The following is a 15,341-nucleotide window of genomic DNA, read 5'->3' on the forward strand; positions in this document are numbered from 1 at the left end:
GTCCGTGTCTTCTATTCCTTCGAGGAAATCCATTACTTCCGGTTTGTTAGCTCCAGGAATCGAAATGGCGGTACGCTGCGTCTCACCCACCGAAGAAGGAATGGCGGTCCCAGACAGCGAAGGTGCGGGGCGTGCTGCGGCGTGTAGTCGGGTTTTTTCTTATCGCCGCTGTTCTCTCGCTCGTCATGCAGGCTTTGAACCTGCTGTCTGTCTTCCAGATCGAGATACCGCTGATCATCGCCATCGCTGTCGGGGGTGCTGCGATTGCCGAGGTGGCCTTCCCCACGTGGCAGGCCCGCTTTGAACGCGAGTCTGCGCTCCGGGACGAGCAGGCTCGCGCGATCAGGGAAGGCTGTTTCACACTTCCTTCGGGCAAGCTGCCTCAAGTCCGCCAGCTCAGCGACCCCTTGGCGTGGGGCGTGCATCCCACTGCTGCGAGTAGTGGAAGTGATGTCGTGCCGTTTGTGCCTCGCGATGTCGACGAAGAGCTGCGAGCACAACTCACCAAGAACGCGTTTGTGCTCGTGGTGGGGGATTCCACCGCGGGTAAGAGTCGGTGTGCTTTTGAAGCCGTGCGTGCCGTGTTGCCCCGCCACACGCTCATCATCCCTACTGCCGTGGGAAGTATCGCTGCCACCCTGAAAGCTGCTGAGCGGTATTCCCGGTGCGTGCTGTGGCTTGATGACATTAACCGCTGGTTCGCCTCACCTGAGCTCACCCGAGAAGCGATTTCCCAGCTACTGACTCCTGGTAAAAGACGGCATCGCGTTGTCGTAGCCACACTGCGTGCTGCTGAGGCGGACAATTGGAGCACGATGCCTGAGGAGGCCACAGCCCTAGACACTTATCGGAAGGTCCAGGACTTGCTGAAGTTGGCTCGCCTCTTCCGCCTGGATCGTCTGTTTTCCCCTGCTGAACGGGAACGCGCTCGTGACTATGTCTCTGACGCGCGGATTGCCGACGCCCTTGAGCATGCCGATGAGTACGGTCTGGCCGAGTACTTGGCTAATGGCCCGCAGCGGTGGGAGGAGTGGCAAAACGCGTGGAGTGTCAACACCAATCCTCAGGCTCCCACGCACCCCCGCGGTGCTGCCCTGGTCGCTGCCGCCGTTGATCTACGCCGCGCAGGCTATGTATCCCCTATCCCTCGTGCTCTGTTGGAAGAGGTGCATGGCATCTATCTCGAACAGCGCGGTGGGGAACGGCTTAACCCTGAGCCCTTGGCACGCGCATGGAGGTGGGCGACCAGCCCACGCGAAGGCACCACGCGCCTGCTCACCCCGTACGGGGCTGAGCGTGTGGATGTGTTCGACTACCTGGTCGACGAAGTCCAACGCCGCACCCCTGCAGGCAACCACGTTCCCGATCAGGTAATCGTCACAGCGCTTGTATATGCTTCCGCAGCAGATGCGCGCTCTATCGGCACTACGGCATACGCCCAAGGCCGCTACCGACTAGCTGAACGCGCCTATCGCCAGGCATACAACGCAGATCTCACTGAGCACGGCCTAACCCACCCCGACACGCTCACCAGCCGAGGCAACCTCGCCCTAGTACTCCAAGACCTAGGCCGTCTAGACGAAGCAGAAACCGAACACCGCGCAGTCCTAGAAGCCCGCCGCCGCACCCTAGGCGACGAACACCCCCACACACTCACCAGCCGAAACAACCTCGCCTCGGTACTGCGGGAATTGGGCCGACCAGACGAAGCAGAAGAAATCTAAATCTGGAGATTCCTATAGCACAGCTCTTCTTCCCTTGCAGGCGGTTTGCCCTATAGAGGCGGAAAGCTCCTGCACTCTGCTTCTCATTCACACTTGGTATACCATCAGGGTAGAGATCTCTGATATTCGCGAATTATCTAGTATCCGCACGCCATTTTGTTCTCCACCCATTCTGACACAAGAATGAGGAGCGGGCTGTACTTGTGGGATGTCACAACTCTAGAAAAAACTCTGTTACAGGAATTGACACTGGAATTGACGAGGACTTTGGTTGCAAGAAGTCTCCTGTCGGACCTTTCAGAGTGGGTTTCCCTTGGAACACCAAGTGGGATAGTGAGCGTCCATATCAACCAAGATAAGAGCGGTAACACTCCTCAAATCCGGGTTAGATTCTGAGAGAATCGCTTGTTGCAGAATTGGCCGGATTCTTTGCTTAAAAATCCGCTATGGATTTTCTCGCTCACCTGCTTTGTCAGCTCTTCCTGAAAATTCTCTCTATTGAACCTCCTGGGCGAAGTTATCCGCAAAGCTGGTTTGTCGTTAGATACGGTCCCTTCCGAAGACTGAGCGAGAGCTCATCGAACTCCGGGCTTTCAAGCCTGGTCGCGCGAGTGACTACCCTGTTCCATGCCCATGCCTCGCTTTCTGGGGAGCGTGCAGCGGCTGAAACGGTATTTCCCCCGCAACCAGTTCATCGTGGCTACGCACAGCCCTTACCTCTACCAGAGCGCTGATCCAGGCGGTTTTATCCGACTACCAGACGTCACTGAAGAGGAACCGCCATGCGTAGTCTCCCGGGTCTTTACAAGCGCGTTGTCTCCGGCAGCAGTGATGACGCACTGCTCGCTGACCTGTTCGGTATTGATTCGCGCTACTCAGTGCAGGCCGAGGAGAAGCGGCAGCGCCTGGCCCAACTGGAATCTGCTGTGCCGAGAGGGGCAGCCACCCCTGAAGAGATAGACGAGTGCCACGGGGTGCAGCAGGCCGTGGCGAGTCCGTTCACTGCTCGTGTGGACGAAGCGGCGAGGCGGATCAGCCGAGCTTGACATGATGAGGAGTTTTGTCGTCCCAGGGCTGCTCTTCTGAGCTCTGTCTAGTGACAGCACTCAGCTCGGGTAGAAAACCTGGCTGAAAATACCGAGCTCACCGAATCGCTGTGTCACCGGCTAGCAGCGACACGCTCCCAAGCTGCCCTGGAGCGATAGCTACCAGGACCAGTGGATCACCACCTCTTAATAGCCAGGGCTACTTACTCAGAGTGCATCGCGTTTAGCAGCACTCAGGAACGCCGCCCACTCCATAACGGGAAACTCCAAGCGTCCCAGCTCTCGATGCTGACTGTCCCGGACCGCCGACAAACGCGGGACAACCGCAACCTCAACACAGTTGTTGCTACTGGGGTTGCTGTAGCTGGACTTCTTCCACTCGGCGAAGGTCAGGTCCACGGTCTACCTCTACCGTCCGGTTCAAGACTCAGGTGAGCAGCCGTTCGAGGAAGATACGCGAGTCTTCCACAGACATGGCACTTCCCTGAGTGCGACTAAAAATCAGCCTATAACGGGCGATCTCCTCATCAGTGTCCAGGTAGTAACCGTCTTTATGGCTTTCCAAGTAGACGACGCTGCCAGCGGCATCAGTGCCATCGAAACCAAGAATGGTGAAGGGGACACCGGCTGCTGCATGCGCCCCTGCACTGAAGGGGAGTATCTGGATATCGATGCGAGGTCGTTCTGAAAGCTCAAGCAGGTGTCTAACCTGGGCTTTCATCGTCTCGACACCACCGATCTGGCGGCGGATAGCCGCTTCATCGATGACTGCCATGACCATCGGTGGTTCTTCACGGTCCAGGACTGTCCTCTGCCGTTCAGCGCGAATCTCTAGGCGGCGTTGGACTTCCTCTTCCCCATGGATGTCAACCGAGGTGCGCATCAGAGCAGTAGCGTAGTCGCGAGTCTGAAGCAGCCCCGGCACAAGGGCAATGTTGTACTCCTGGATCAGGGTTGCTTCTGCCTCGAGGCCGAGAAAAGCACCGGGAAGCACATCCTTGTACCGGATCCACCAGGGCTTCTCCGCCCGGGAGTCTCTGGCGATTTGGATGAGCTCCTCTGCAACAGCCTTATCAGCCTTGTACACCTGGCATAACGCCATGATGTCTCCCGCTTTGAGCCTTTGGAAGTCTCCGGCTTCAAGGCGTTGAAGCTTGGCTCGGCTCCACCCCAGCGCCTTCCACACCTCGTCCTGGGAAAGTCCTGCCTCGCGTCGGAGCCGTTTCAACTGAATAACCAGGTAGCGCCGCCGGACGGGCATTCTCGCAACCATTGCACCTCCCCGATGGGCTTACCGCTCCACTCCTCTTAAAGCCGCCTCAAAATTCACATATAAGACTTTGATGCACATATATATGATGGACTCAATTTTTGAGGCTGCCTCATTTAATCTATGTATCAGTTAACCCGCGACTACTTAGTCGCCCAGCTCTCCCCTGGAGGTGTCCTGTACCGTCTGCTCGCCTGCCCTCAACACCACCCATGCCGCTCATACGCTGAGAGCCGCGGATCTATCCCGGTTCGCGTCAGCGGGGCAGATGCGTTCGCACCTCCACCGCGATCTGGCTGGGTTTCCCGCTGAACTGGTGGACGACGTGCAACTGTGCGCCAGCGAACTGTTCGCCAACGCGGTCAACCACACCGTCTCCGGTGCCCCTGGCGGCCAAGTCGTGCGCTCCCTGTCGCTTCCCGCAGCCGACCGGCTGCGTCTCGAAGTCACCGACAGCGGCCTGACCCCGCACCGGCCGCGCATTCCCGACCTGAGCGGCACCGCACGGTTCACCGCGGAACACCACCGCGGCCTGCTCCTCGTCTCCGCACTCGCCCTGGACTGGGGGTACCGCCCCGCAGTAGCCCATCCCCCGTTAACCTGGGCTTAGTGGTCTGGGCTGACTTCGCCCTCGCCCCGGCTCAACTCCCGACCAGCCTTCCCGTGCCCATCCCCCACACGTAACCCCGGCTGTTCCAGCCCGCACTGTCCGCCCCCTCCCTGTCTGTCGAGAAAGGCGCCGCACCGCCATGCCTGCAACCTTCACGGAAAGCAACAATTTCGACACCGATCGAAACCAGGACGCCCGCTTGGCGGCCCTCATCCGCCAGCTCGCCGAGATACGCCCCGAGATCCTCCACCCGGCCGCGCCCACACCACAGCCTGCGTCCCGGCCTGCACCGCAGAGCACGGCGCGTCCCCCGCGGCCGCTCCGCCCGCACCCGACCGATCCGGCCTCGCCCCACCACATCACCTACCTGCGCGCCCTGTCCTGCGGCACGCACAAGCCCGGCCAGTACTGGCCCGCCCACGCCACCCAGGAGTACTACGCCCGCAAACTCCGCCTCTGGCTGCGCCGCCGCATCGCATACGCCGGCCACGATGCCAAACCCGCCATCACAGCGGCGCTCGCCTTCACCGCAGGCTGTCTGCTCACCCTGCTCGGCACCACAGTCCTGACGTGAGCGGCTCCCCCGCTCTCGCTGCGGGCACGGCGCGGCGATTTCCGCGAAACCCCTCACCCGCCGTCCAAGCAGCAAGTACAGTACGGCGTGCGCCCCGGTGCAGTCTCTGCTCGCAAGCTCCCCGGGGCACAGCCCTCTTCCACAGGCGAACCGAGTGGTCGCCCGCAATCCGACAACTCCCCTGACAGCCGAAGGGCGGCCCCGTGCGGGACCGCCCTCCTCACACTCCGGTCAGCTCACGCTCACGACCCGGCTGCTGCTTCCAAACGGGCCAGCTCCTCGTCGACCACGGACTGGTCGAGCTTGCGGAACAGCGGCGTCGGCGGCTTCAGCGGGGTGCCCGGCACGATCGGAATCGACTCCCACCGCGCCTCGTTGTCCGCATAGTCGCCGGTGATCACCGGGTAGGTGGACACGCCCTCCTCACCGCCGATCGAGTCGGTGGCCTCCTCCAACCGCGGCATGCCCGTCCACGTTCCCGTGCCGCCCAACATCTCGTACACCTTGTTCGACGACGCGGGCAGGAACGGGGTGAGCAGCGTCTTCGCGTCGCTCACCAGTTGCAGGGCGACGTGCAGGACCGTCTCCATGCGCTTCGGATCGGTCTTCTTCAGCTTCCACGGCGCCTGCTCCGAGAAGTACTTGTTCGCCTCGGCGACCACGCGCATGGCTTCCTGGAGCGCCGCCTTGAACTGGGCCCGGTTCAACCGTTCCCCGACCGTGGCGAACGCGGCCTTCGACGCGTCCAGCACGGCGCGGTCCGCGTCGGTGAGTTCCCCGGCTTCGGGAATGTGGCCGATGTTCTTCGCCGCCATGGAAATCGACCGGTTCACCAGGTTGCCCCAAGTGGCGACCAGCTCGTCGTTGTTCCGGCGCACGAACTCGGCCCACGTGAAGTCAGTGTCCTGGGTCTCCGGGCCGGCCGCGATGATGTAGTAGCGCAGCGCGTCGGCGTCGTAGCGTTCCAGGAAGTCGCGCACGTAGATGACGACACGGCGTGACGAGGAGAACTTGCGTCCCTCCATCGTCAGAAACTCGCTGGACACCACCTCGGTGGGCAGGTTCAGCGCGCCCAGCGAGCCGGGCTCGCCTCCCTTGCTGCCCTTGCCGCTGTAGCCGAGCAGCATGGCAGGCCAGATCTCGGAGTGGAAGACGATGTTGTCCTTCCCCATGAAGTAGAAGGACTCGGCGTCGCTGTTCTGCCACCACTTGCGCCACGCCTCAGGGTCGCCGGTGCGTTTCGCCCATTCGATCGACGCCGACAGGTAGCCGATGACCGCGTCGAACCAGACGTAGAGGCGCTTGTTGGGCTGGTCGCGCCACCCCTCCAACGGGATCGGCACACCCCAGTCGAGGTCGCGGGTGATCGCCCGCGGCTGCAGTTCGTCGAGGAGGTTCAACGAAAACTTCAGCACGTTGGGCCGCCACTCGCCCCCCTTGCTCTTCAGCCATTCGCTGAGCTGCTCGGCGAACGCGGGCAGGTCGAGCATGAAGTGCTCGGTGTCGACGAACTCGGGGGTCTCCCCGTTGATCTTCGACCGGGGGTTGATCAGGTCGGTCGGGTCGAGCTGTTTGCCGCAGTTGTCGCACTGGTCGCCGCGTGCCCCGTCATAACCGCAGATCGGGCAGGTACCTTCGACATAGCGGTCGGGCAGAGTGCGGCCCGTGGACGGCGAGATCGCGCCCTTGGTGGTCTTGCTGAAGATGTAGCCGTTGCGGTACAGGCCGGTGAACAGCTCCTGCACCACTGCGTAGTGGTTGGCGGTGGTGGTCCGCGTGAACAGGTCGTAGGAGAGGCCGAGCGCGACGAGGTCTTCGGCGATGATCCGGTTGTACCGATCCGCGAGCTCCCGAGCGCTCACCCCTTCCTGGTCAGCGAGTACCTGGATGGGTGTTCCGTGTTCGTCTGTGCCACTGACCATCAGCACGTTGTTGCCGGACATTCGCTGGAAGCGCGCGAAGACGTCGGAGGGGACCCCGAACCCGGAAACGTGGCCGATGTGGCGGGGGCCGTTCGCGTAGGGCCAGGCCACCGCGGTCAGAATGTGGCGTTTCGACGACATGGTTTAAGCCTAGAGCCAACCCGGACCGGCTTCATCCAGTTTCTTCCCCGAAAACTACTGCGTGTCTGGGTCTCCCAACCGAAACATCCTCTTATGGGACCTCGACTGCCCATCTCTTTTCTTCTGACACACAGATAAGGTGTGTGTCCGTAATCTCACTGTCCGTTCGCTGCGCACTGGAAGAAGGTGGTCACCACGGTCTCCCGTGTCTTGGCCGTGCTTCTGGCCGTGCTGCTGGCGTTCGGGCAGTCCCTCACGGAGCAGCAGGAGCCGCCGCCCCGGCCCGAGCCCACGCCGTCCACGGTGGTCGCCACCGCCAAACCGTGGCCGCACGCGGTGGTCAAACCCGCGACGAACTCCACGACCATCGCTTTAGTGCTGGCCTACGGGCAGCGCAAGCAGAGCGCACCCCCGCGCGACCTGCCCGACGGGTACGTGCCGTTCCCGGTCGCGGTGCCCGCGCCGGGTGACGCGTGGCGGTTCTCCCCGCGGACGAGCGGCCCCGGCCTGCTGCCCGACACCCACGTGGACCTGCCGTGGGGACGAGCCCCGCCTTTCACGGCGCTCAGTTGAGCATCCACGACAGCGCACCGATGCGCTGCTTTGTCCCCCAACCCCCTTTAACGTCGTGAAAGGTAATCCGTCTTGACTAGTTCACCGGGATCGGGGGCGCGCTGGCTCCGCGCGCTCATATCCCTGCTCATCATGGCCGGCGCGTTCACTGCCGGCTGGTTCCTGAAGCCGAAGCTCGGGCTCGACCTGAGCGGCGGCACCCAGATCGTCTTGGAAACCCGGGACGCCGAGGACGGCACCAAGGCCAACGCGTCCAACACTGACCTCGTCGTCGAGGTGCTGCGCAACCGCATCGACTCGCTCGGGGTCAGCGAAGCCACCCTCTCGCGCTCCGGGGAGAACCGGATCATCGTCGAACTCCCCGGTGTGCAAGACCCCACCGAGGCCGCCGAAGTGCTGGGGCAGACCGCCCAGTTGACCATCCACCCGGTGCTGGGCGTGGACCAGAGCATCGGCACCACGGGCGGCGGGATGTTCGGCGACTTCCGCAACGCCCCAGCTGACAACAGCGCGGAAGCCTCCGACTCCGAGGCGCAGGAGGAGGAGAGCCCGGCCGAAGACGAGGAAGGCTCGGAAGAGTCCACCGAGTCCGGGGAAGAAGCCGAGGCCGTCGACCCGGAGGACATCGCGCTGACCCTGCCCGACGAGTCCGGCACCCTGCTCCAGTTGGGCAAGCCCGCGCTCACCGGCGACCAGGTGGACCGGGCTGAGGCCACGCTCAACGAGCTGCAGACCGAGTGGCTGGTCAACGTCGAGTTCAAGGGTGCTGGCCGGGAAGCCTGGAAGAAGCTGACCGGTGAGGCTGCCTGCCACTCGCCCGGCGACCCGCGGCGGCGTATCGCGATCGTCCTCGACAACGAGATCATCTCCGCGCCCGAGGTGGACGCGAACGATGTGGCTTGCAACGTCGGCATGTCCGGTGGCCGCACCTCGATCACCGGCGGGTTCGACGCTGAAGAGGCCAAAGAGCTGGCCCTGCTGATCGAAGGCGGTTCCCTGCCGCTGCCCGTGGAAGAAGTGCAGCGGCAGACGGTCGGCCCGACCCTGGGTGCCGAGGCCATCAAGGCCAGCTTCATCGCCGGTCTCATCGGTATCGCGCTGACCGCCATCTACATCAGCATCTCCTACCGGTTCGCGGGCTTCCTCGCCTCGGTGGCGCTGCTGTGCTACACGGTCATCGCCTACGCGGCGCTGGTGGCGCTGGGTGCCACGCTCACCCTGCCGGGTCTGGCCGGTTTCGTCCTGTCCATCGGTATGGCGATCGACGCCAACGTGCTGATCTTCGAGCGGACCCGCGAGGAGTATCAGCGGCAGGAGAAGGTCTACCAGGCCAACAAGTCCGCGGGCATGCTGGACGCCACCGAAAAGGAGCAGGACGAGGCGGCTGCCGGCGTGGTAACCCGCCGTCGCCGCCGCGCGATCCCGCCGAACCTGCTCAAGTCGTTCACGGTCGGTTCGCAGCGGGCGTGGAGCGCGGTGCTGGACACCAACATCACCACGCTCATCGCTGCGGTCCTGCTGTTCTTCCTCGCCTCCGGTACCGTCCAGGGCTTCGGTGTGACCCTGGGCCTGGGCACGATCGCGTCGATGATCTCGGCGCTCCTCATCGCCCGCGTGCTCATGGAGTGGACGGTGTCCCGCTTCACTCCGCTGCGCCGGCTGTGGCTGATCGGTGCCGCGGCCGTGGTCGTGGGCCTGGTGGCGGTGCTGTCCGACGGGCTGCGTGTCGACAACGTGCTGCTGCTCGTCTCCGGCGCGCTGGGTGTGCTCGCGGTCTCCGTGGCGATCATTCCGCTGATCGTGCGGAAGTTCCCGCGGAGCAGCGGTATCGCCCACATCAGCGCGGTCCGCAAGTGGCTGGTGGAGCACAACCCGGACCTGATGAAGCGCAGCACGCTGTGGCTGGGCATCACCGGTGTCGTCACCGTGCTGGCGCTGCTCGGCTTCGCGGTGCGCTCCCCCAACCTGGGTGTGGAGTTCACCGGCGGCCGGGTGATGACCTTCTCCGTCACCGAGGAGCTCAACGCCGACCAGGCGCGGGAGCTTGTCGCGGGCGCGGGCTACGCGAACGCGGTGGTCCAGGAGGTCGAGGGCGGCGAGATCTCCGTGCGCACCGGGCACATCTCCGACCAGGAGGCCGCGAAGATCCAGGATGCCCTCGCCGAGGAAGGCGGCGAGGTCGAGCGGACCAGCGACGAGAAGATCGGCCCGAGCATGGGCAGCGAGCTGCGCAACAAGGCGCTGATCGCGCTGATCGTGGCGCTGGTGCTGCAGATGGCCTACCTGGCGTGGCGGTTCCGCTGGTCGTTCGGCTTGGCGACCATGCTGGCGCTGGCCTTCGACATCATCCTGGTGATCGGCCTGTTCGTGTGGCTGGGTAAGCCGATCGACGGCGTGTTCCTCGCCGCGCTGCTGAGCATCATCGGTTTCTCGGTGAACGACTCGGTGGTGGTGTTCGACCGGGTGCGCGACGAGTGGGCGCACAAGCCGAAGGGCGACTTCCGCGAAATCGCGAACTCGGCGGTCCTGCACACGCTGCCGCGGACCGTGAACTCGGGTATCGGCGGCCTGTTCATCCTGGCCGCGCTGGCGGTGCTCGGCGGTTCGTCGCTCACCGACTTCTCGATCGCGATGCTGGTCGGTTTGATCTCCGGCATCTTCTCCACGGTGTTTGTGGCGGTGCCGCTGGCGATCTGGTTGCAGCGGTTCGACCGGACACCGCCGCCGCACGAGGTCAAGGAGCGCAAGACCAAGCAGCGCAAGCAGCAGCGTGCGATCCGGGAGCGGACCGACGGCGCCGTCGTGTAGCCGAACGGTCGGAACCTCCCTGGGCGGGGGCGTGGTCCGGTGCGGGCCGCGCCCCCGTCGGCATGTGCGGGTCAGTCGCTGGGGGTGCGGTGGACCGCGTTGTACACCTCGCGTTTCGGCACCCCGTACTCTTGAGCGACCTGCTGGATGGCCTGTTTGCGGGGAACGCCCTGGTCTTCTCGGGCGGCCACGGCAGCCACCAACGCCTCCGGGGTGGCCTGCGGGGTGGTGCGCTCCGCGCCGCGGACGACGAGGGTGATCTCGCCGCGGGCGTGTTCGGCCGCCCATTCGGCGAGTTCCGCGAGCCCGCCCCGGCGGACCTCCTCGTAGGTTTTGGTGAGCTCCCGGCAGACCGCAGCCGGACGGTCCGGGCCGAACGCGTCAGCCATAGCGGTCAGGGTGGCGGCCAGCCGGTGCGGGGCTTCGAAGAAGACCATGGTGCGGCGCTCATCGGCGAGCCCTGCGAGGTAGGCGGCCAGTCCTTTGCGGGGCGGGAACCCTTCGAAGCAGAACCGGTCGGTGGGCAGGCCGGACAGCACCAGGGCGGCGGTCACCGCGGAAGGGCCGGGGATCACGGTCATCGGCACGCCGGCGTCCACACAGGCGGTGATCAGGCGGTATCCGGGATCGGAGACGCCGGGCATGCCCGCGTCGGTGACGAGAAGCACGTCGTGCCCGGCTTGGAGGTCGGCGAGGAGTTCCGCGGCCCGCTCCCGTTCGTTGGCGTCGTAGTAGGAGACGATGCGGGCGCCGCGTTCCCCGCCGGGACGCACCCCGATACGGGCGGCGAACTGGCGCAGCCGCCGCGTGTCCTCGGCGGCGATGATCTCGGCGTTCTCCAATGCCGCGCGCAGTCGGGGGGTGGTGTCGTCGCGGTGCCCGATCGGCAGGCCGGCGAGGGTGAGCGTGCCTGGCCGGGTGCTGCTCTGCTGGTCGGCCACTGGTTCTCCGTCCACGGTTGGTTAGAGGTTGGTTCGAGCGCGCACCGACCCCTGCTCTTCATGCCTCTTTGGCTCTAGTATGACCGGGACGGCACTGTCGTTTCGAACGGTGACGGGACGCCCGCCCCTCCCACCGTGACTTTCCGACACCATGTCAGGACATTGCGCAATCTGGCGTGACGGTATGTGCCGCCCCATGTCCACCAGGGTGACCCTCGGCTCCGTTCGTCGAACGGGTGCGGGGTCCGGTGGGTGGCGAACAATACCCGCCACCGGGTCGACGGAAAGGAGTCGGCGTCTTTCCTAGGCGTGCGAGCGCCGCAGGGACGTACTCGCCTACCAAGCGCATGAGCACCACAGCCCTACAGGACAAGGTTTCTCCCTCGCCTGAGTCCCAGTCGCTGCGTGAGCGGCTGGTGCCCGCCCTGCCCTCCCCCGCCTGGCTGGGCTGGGTTGTCGCCCTCGTCGTCGCCGCGTTCGCCGGGGCGCTCCGGTTCATCCGCCTCGGTGAACCCGCCCAGATCTACTTCGACGAGACCTACTACGCCAAAGACGCCTACGGGCTACGCGAGTATGGCTACGAGCACGAAACCGTAGAGAACGCCGACGAGCTGCTGCGGAACGGCGTCTCCCACATCTTCGCCGGCGGCGGGGACTTCGTGGTGCACCCGCCGTTCGGCAAATGGCTGATCGCCCTCGGCGACACTGTGTGGGGGCTGCTGCCGTTCGGGGCGACGTTCACCCCGACCGGGTGGCGGTTCGCGGCAGCAGTGTTCGGCACGCTGTCGGTGCTGCTGCTGGTGCGGATCACGCAGCGCATGACCCGTTCGATCGTGCTGGGGGCGTCCGCCGGGCTGATCATGGCGTTGGACGGGCTGCACTTCACCCTGAGCCGCATCGCCATGGTCGACATCTTCTTGACGTTCTGGATCCTGGCGGGGTTCGGCTGCCTGGTGATCGACCGGGACCGCACGCGGGCCCGGCTGGCGGAAGCCACCGAAGCGGGGCGTGCCACGGTCAACGCGTTCACCGCGTGGTGGTGGACGGTGGTCGCGGACGCGGCCCGCGCCTTGGCGCCGTCCCAGACTGCGGCCGAGTCCGACGAGCAGACAGGCAAACACGCCCAGCCGGGGCTGCGGGAGCGGTGGGCTGCTGCCGCGGCCGCCCGCGCCGAACAGGCCCGCTCTCCCGAAGAGGCCGCGGTCCGCTGGCTGGGAGTGCGCTGGTGGCGGATCGCTGCCGGGGTGTGCCTGGGGCTCGCATGCGGTACGAAGTGGACCGCGCTGTTCTACCTTGCCGCGTTCGGCCTGCTCACCGTCGCGTGGGACTACGGGGCGCGGCGCAGCGTGGGACAGCGCCGGGTGTGGGGGCGTTGGCTGGGCTACGACGCAATCCCCGCGTTCTTCCAGATGGTGGGCACCGCCTTCGTCGTCTACCTGGCGACGTGGAGCGGCTGGCTGGCGACGAGCGGCGGCTGGGGCCGCCAGTGGGCGGACCTGACCCCCGAAGTCCAGTCCTACACCGGCTTCCTGCCCGGTCCGCTGCGCGAGGCCGCGAACGCGCTGATCAGCCTGGGTCACTACCACTGGCGGATGTGGAGCTTCCACAAGGACCTGGGGGAGCCGCACGACTTCGCCTCCCAGCCGTGGGACTGGATCATCATGCGGGTCCCGGTGGCGTTCTACTACGACGGGGAAGGCACCGACTGCGGGGCGACGGCGTGCTCGGACGCCATCCTGAGCATCGGCACCCCGGCGATCTGGTGGCTGTCCATCCTGGCCTGCGGGGTGATGCTCGGCTGGTGGGTGACCTACCGGGACTGGCGGGCCGGTGCCGCGCTGCTGGGGGTGGCCGCCGGGTGGCTGCCGTGGTTCGCGTTCCCGCAGCGCACCATGTTCCTCTTCTACGCGCTGCCGTTCCTGCCGTTCCTGGTGCTGGCCATCGTGCTGATGCTGGGGCTGATGCTGGGGTCGCCGGGGGACCGTCCCGGAACTTCCCCGTGGTCCCGGGTGGTGGGCAGCGTCATCTACGGCGTGGTCATGCTGCTGATCATCGCGAACTTCACCTACCTGTACCCGGTGTTGAGCGCGGAGACGATCCCGTACACGGAGTGGGCGGACCGGATGTGGTTCCCCACCTGGATCTACGGCAGCGGCGGCAACTGAGCGTGCCGCGGAAGGCCGGGGGCGCGCTGCAGACCGGGGCGCTCCCGGCCTTCGCTTTACCACAGAATCCGCGTCGTGCGCGTGTTAGAAAAGACACCTTGTAAAAAGCGGTCTTTCCGCGGAAATCGCGGTCGGAAAGTCTGCCCGTTTCGGGGCATGGCTGATACTGTCTAAAGCGGTTGCGGTCGTAGTTTCGGATGCCCTAGGCGTCCGCGGAACTTACGCGGGCGCTAGTCGGTTGGGTAGCTACTCCCGGGGACGGGCGCTCAGCAACCCGGGGCCAGCAGGGTGCGGTCCCGTTGTAGTCCCATAGGGAGAGCAGATGGCTCAGGGCACCGTGAAGTGGTTCAACTCTGAGAAGGGTTTCGGGTTCATCGCCGTGGACGGCGGCGGCCCGGACGTGTTCGTGCACTACTCGGCGATCGCGGGTACCGGCTTCCGGAACCTGGAAGAAAACCAGGCAGTCGAGTTCGAGATCGTTCCAGGCCCCAAGGGCCCCCAGGCTGCTGACGTGCGCGCGCTCTAAGCGCTCCGCCGACGTCGCCTGTTTTTTCTTCTGGTCCTTCGCCCTCGTTTGGCGGAGGGCCGTTTTTCATGCCGTGTGCTCTCCAGTGAGAGCACACGGAAGTTGGAGACTTCCTCCACGGCGACGCCGAGGGCCCGTAACTGGGCGGACAGCACCGCGACCTGGTCGCTGAGCTGCTCCAAGCGGAGCATGACCTGTTCGTGCTGGTGCAGTTCGATCTCCTGGTCCTCTGCCCAGCGGGGGGCGCTGACCTCCTCCTCCATCGTGGTCACGATCACACCGATGATGAGGTTGAGCACGATGAAGGCGCTGACCACGATGTAGCTGACGAAGAAAATCCACGCGTACGGGGCGTCCTCGATCACCGAGTCGGAGATGTCCGGCCAGTTCTCCATGGTCAGCAGCATGAACAGGGTGTAGAGAGTGGTCCCCAGGTTTCCGAAGTACTGGGGGGAGATCTCTCCGAAGAGCTGCTCGCCCATGATCGCCGCGGTGTACATGACGACGAAGAGCAGCGCGATCACCGTGCCGAGCCCGGGCACCGACCGGAAGAGCGCGTCGACGATGTACCGCAGGCTGGGGAGCACGCTGACGAGACGGAGCAGGCGCAGCACCCGCACGAGGCGCAGCACCGCGAACCCGCCGGCGAGCGGGATCAGGGAGATGCCGACGACGACCAGGTCGAACCAGTTCCAGACGTCCCGGAAGAACACGACACCGCGCGCAAGGATTCTGAGGGTCAGCTCCAGGACGAAGAAGGTGAGAAAGCAGCCCTCGATCAGCATCCAGTTGCGGTCCAGCCACACGAATCTGTCCTCGTAGGTCTCCAGCCCGAGGACAACCCCGTTGGCCAGGATCACCGCGACGACCAGGTTCTGGAACCACTGAGAGTCGACGAACCGGGCCAATGTGTCCCGCCACGCCCAGTTCGCCACCTAGACCCCCGTCCTTGGCTGTGTACACAATCCGCTGGGCCACACTAACGGGTCGCCGCCAAGCGTCGGCAAGCCACCCAATGTTCATAATCGTCCCATTGCGTTC

General features: G+C 64.8%; 13 protein-coding genes. 8 read left to right on the forward strand and 5 right to left on the reverse strand.

What is annotated here, in order from left to right; translation table 11 throughout:
* Positions 1-131 precede the first annotated feature (131 nt).
* The gene (locus CW348_RS07620) at positions 132-1,724 is read left to right on the forward strand and encodes a tetratricopeptide repeat protein (protein ID WP_104612657.1); all 1,593 of its coding nucleotides are present in this window, start codon (positions 132-134) and stop codon (positions 1,722-1,724) included.
* 782 nt (positions 1,725-2,506) lie between these two features.
* Positions 2,507-2,770 carry a hypothetical protein gene (locus tag CW348_RS07625; protein ID WP_011290841.1) on the forward strand — a complete coding sequence of 88 codons (264 nt, stop codon included), beginning with the start codon at positions 2,507-2,509 and terminating at the stop codon, positions 2,768-2,770.
* A 207-nt stretch (positions 2,771-2,977) separates the two neighbouring features.
* On the opposite strand, the gene CW348_RS07630 is transcribed toward CW348_RS07625, so the two are convergent.
* Together CW348_RS07630 and CW348_RS07635 are read right to left on the reverse strand one after the other, a co-directional pair.
* A complete protein-coding gene (locus CW348_RS07630; RefSeq protein WP_011290840.1) occupies positions 2,978-3,169 on the reverse strand; it encodes a DUF397 domain-containing protein in 192 nt (63 codons plus the stop codon).
* A 28-nt stretch (positions 3,170-3,197) separates the two neighbouring features.
* Entirely contained in the window at positions 3,198-4,043 is an 846-nt protein-coding gene (locus CW348_RS07635) for a helix-turn-helix transcriptional regulator (RefSeq protein ID WP_011290839.1), read from the reverse strand.
* Positions 4,044-4,308: 265 nt separating this feature from the next.
* On the opposite strand from CW348_RS07635, the gene CW348_RS07640 reads away from it, so the two are divergent.
* The gene (locus tag CW348_RS07640; protein ID WP_338114559.1) at positions 4,309-4,650 is read left to right on the forward strand and encodes an ATP-binding protein; all 342 of its coding nucleotides are present in this window, start codon (positions 4,309-4,311) and stop codon (positions 4,648-4,650) included.
* Between the two features lie 139 nt (positions 4,651-4,789).
* Positions 4,790-5,224, forward strand: a complete 435-nt coding sequence (locus CW348_RS07645) for a hypothetical protein (RefSeq protein WP_011290837.1) — start codon at positions 4,790-4,792, stop codon at positions 5,222-5,224.
* Positions 5,225-5,466: 242 nt separating this feature from the next.
* Here CW348_RS07645 and metG read toward each other — a convergent pair whose 3' ends face one another.
* Complete coding sequence (gene metG / locus CW348_RS07650; RefSeq protein WP_104612646.1) at positions 5,467-7,287, reverse strand: methionine--tRNA ligase; 1,821 nt, start codon at positions 7,285-7,287, stop codon at positions 5,467-5,469.
* 216 nt (positions 7,288-7,503) lie between these two features.
* Between metG and CW348_RS07655 the strand changes: the two genes are divergently transcribed.
* Together CW348_RS07655 and secD are read left to right on the forward strand one after the other, a co-directional pair.
* Positions 7,504-7,860: a hypothetical protein gene (locus tag CW348_RS07655; protein ID WP_234351611.1), complete on the forward strand. Its 357-nt coding sequence runs from the start codon at positions 7,504-7,506 to the stop codon at positions 7,858-7,860.
* A 72-nt stretch (positions 7,861-7,932) separates the two neighbouring features.
* Positions 7,933-10,668: a protein translocase subunit SecD gene (secD, locus tag CW348_RS07660; protein WP_104612645.1), complete on the forward strand. Its 2,736-nt coding sequence runs from the start codon at positions 7,933-7,935 to the stop codon at positions 10,666-10,668.
* Positions 10,669-10,739: 71 nt separating this feature from the next.
* On the opposite strand, the gene rsmI is transcribed toward secD, so the two are convergent.
* Positions 10,740-11,609: a 16S rRNA (cytidine(1402)-2'-O)-methyltransferase gene (gene rsmI, locus CW348_RS07665; protein ID WP_016188147.1), complete on the reverse strand. Its 870-nt coding sequence runs from the start codon at positions 11,607-11,609 to the stop codon at positions 10,740-10,742.
* A gap of 347 nt (positions 11,610-11,956) precedes the next feature.
* Between rsmI and CW348_RS07670 the strand changes: the two genes are divergently transcribed.
* Both CW348_RS07670 and CW348_RS07675 read left to right on the forward strand, forming a co-directional pair.
* Positions 11,957-13,774: a dolichyl-phosphate-mannose--protein mannosyltransferase gene (locus CW348_RS07670; protein ID WP_016188146.1), complete on the forward strand. Its 1,818-nt coding sequence runs from the start codon at positions 11,957-11,959 to the stop codon at positions 13,772-13,774.
* 322 nt (positions 13,775-14,096) lie between these two features.
* On the forward strand, positions 14,097-14,300 hold the full coding sequence (locus CW348_RS07675) for a cold-shock protein (protein WP_011290831.1): 204 nt from the start codon (positions 14,097-14,099) through the stop codon (positions 14,298-14,300).
* Here CW348_RS07675 and CW348_RS07680 read toward each other — a convergent pair.
* Positions 14,297-15,235, reverse strand: a complete 939-nt coding sequence (locus CW348_RS07680; RefSeq protein WP_104612644.1) for an ion transporter — start codon at positions 15,233-15,235, stop codon at positions 14,297-14,299. The two genes, CW348_RS07675 and CW348_RS07680, sit on opposite strands and share 4 nt — an antisense overlap.
* Positions 15,236-15,341: the final 106 nt, after the last annotated feature.

Origin of the sequence: Thermobifida sp. (assembly GCF_017577275.1) — a bacterium.
GTDB classification, from domain to species: Bacteria; Actinomycetota; Actinomycetes; order Streptosporangiales; family Streptosporangiaceae; genus Thermobifida; species Thermobifida fusca.

Coding starts and splice junctions, on each gene's coding strand:
- metG (WP_104612646.1), bottom strand. CDS start 7,287: ATGTCGTCGAAACGCCACATTCTGACCGCGGTGGCCTGGCCCTACGCG.
- CW348_RS07670 (WP_016188146.1), top strand. CDS start 11,957: ATGAGCACCACAGCCCTACAGGACAAGGTTTCTCCCTCGCCTGAGTCC.
- CW348_RS07675 (WP_011290831.1), top strand. CDS start 14,097: ATGGCTCAGGGCACCGTGAAGTGGTTCAACTCTGAGAAGGGTTTCGGG.
- CW348_RS07645 (WP_011290837.1), top strand. CDS start 4,790: ATGCCTGCAACCTTCACGGAAAGCAACAATTTCGACACCGATCGAAAC.
- CW348_RS07625 (WP_011290841.1), top strand. CDS start 2,507: ATGCGTAGTCTCCCGGGTCTTTACAAGCGCGTTGTCTCCGGCAGCAGT.
- CW348_RS07640 (WP_338114559.1), top strand. CDS start 4,309: ATGCGTTCGCACCTCCACCGCGATCTGGCTGGGTTTCCCGCTGAACTG.
- CW348_RS07635 (WP_011290839.1), bottom strand. CDS start 4,043: ATGGTTGCGAGAATGCCCGTCCGGCGGCGCTACCTGGTTATTCAGTTG.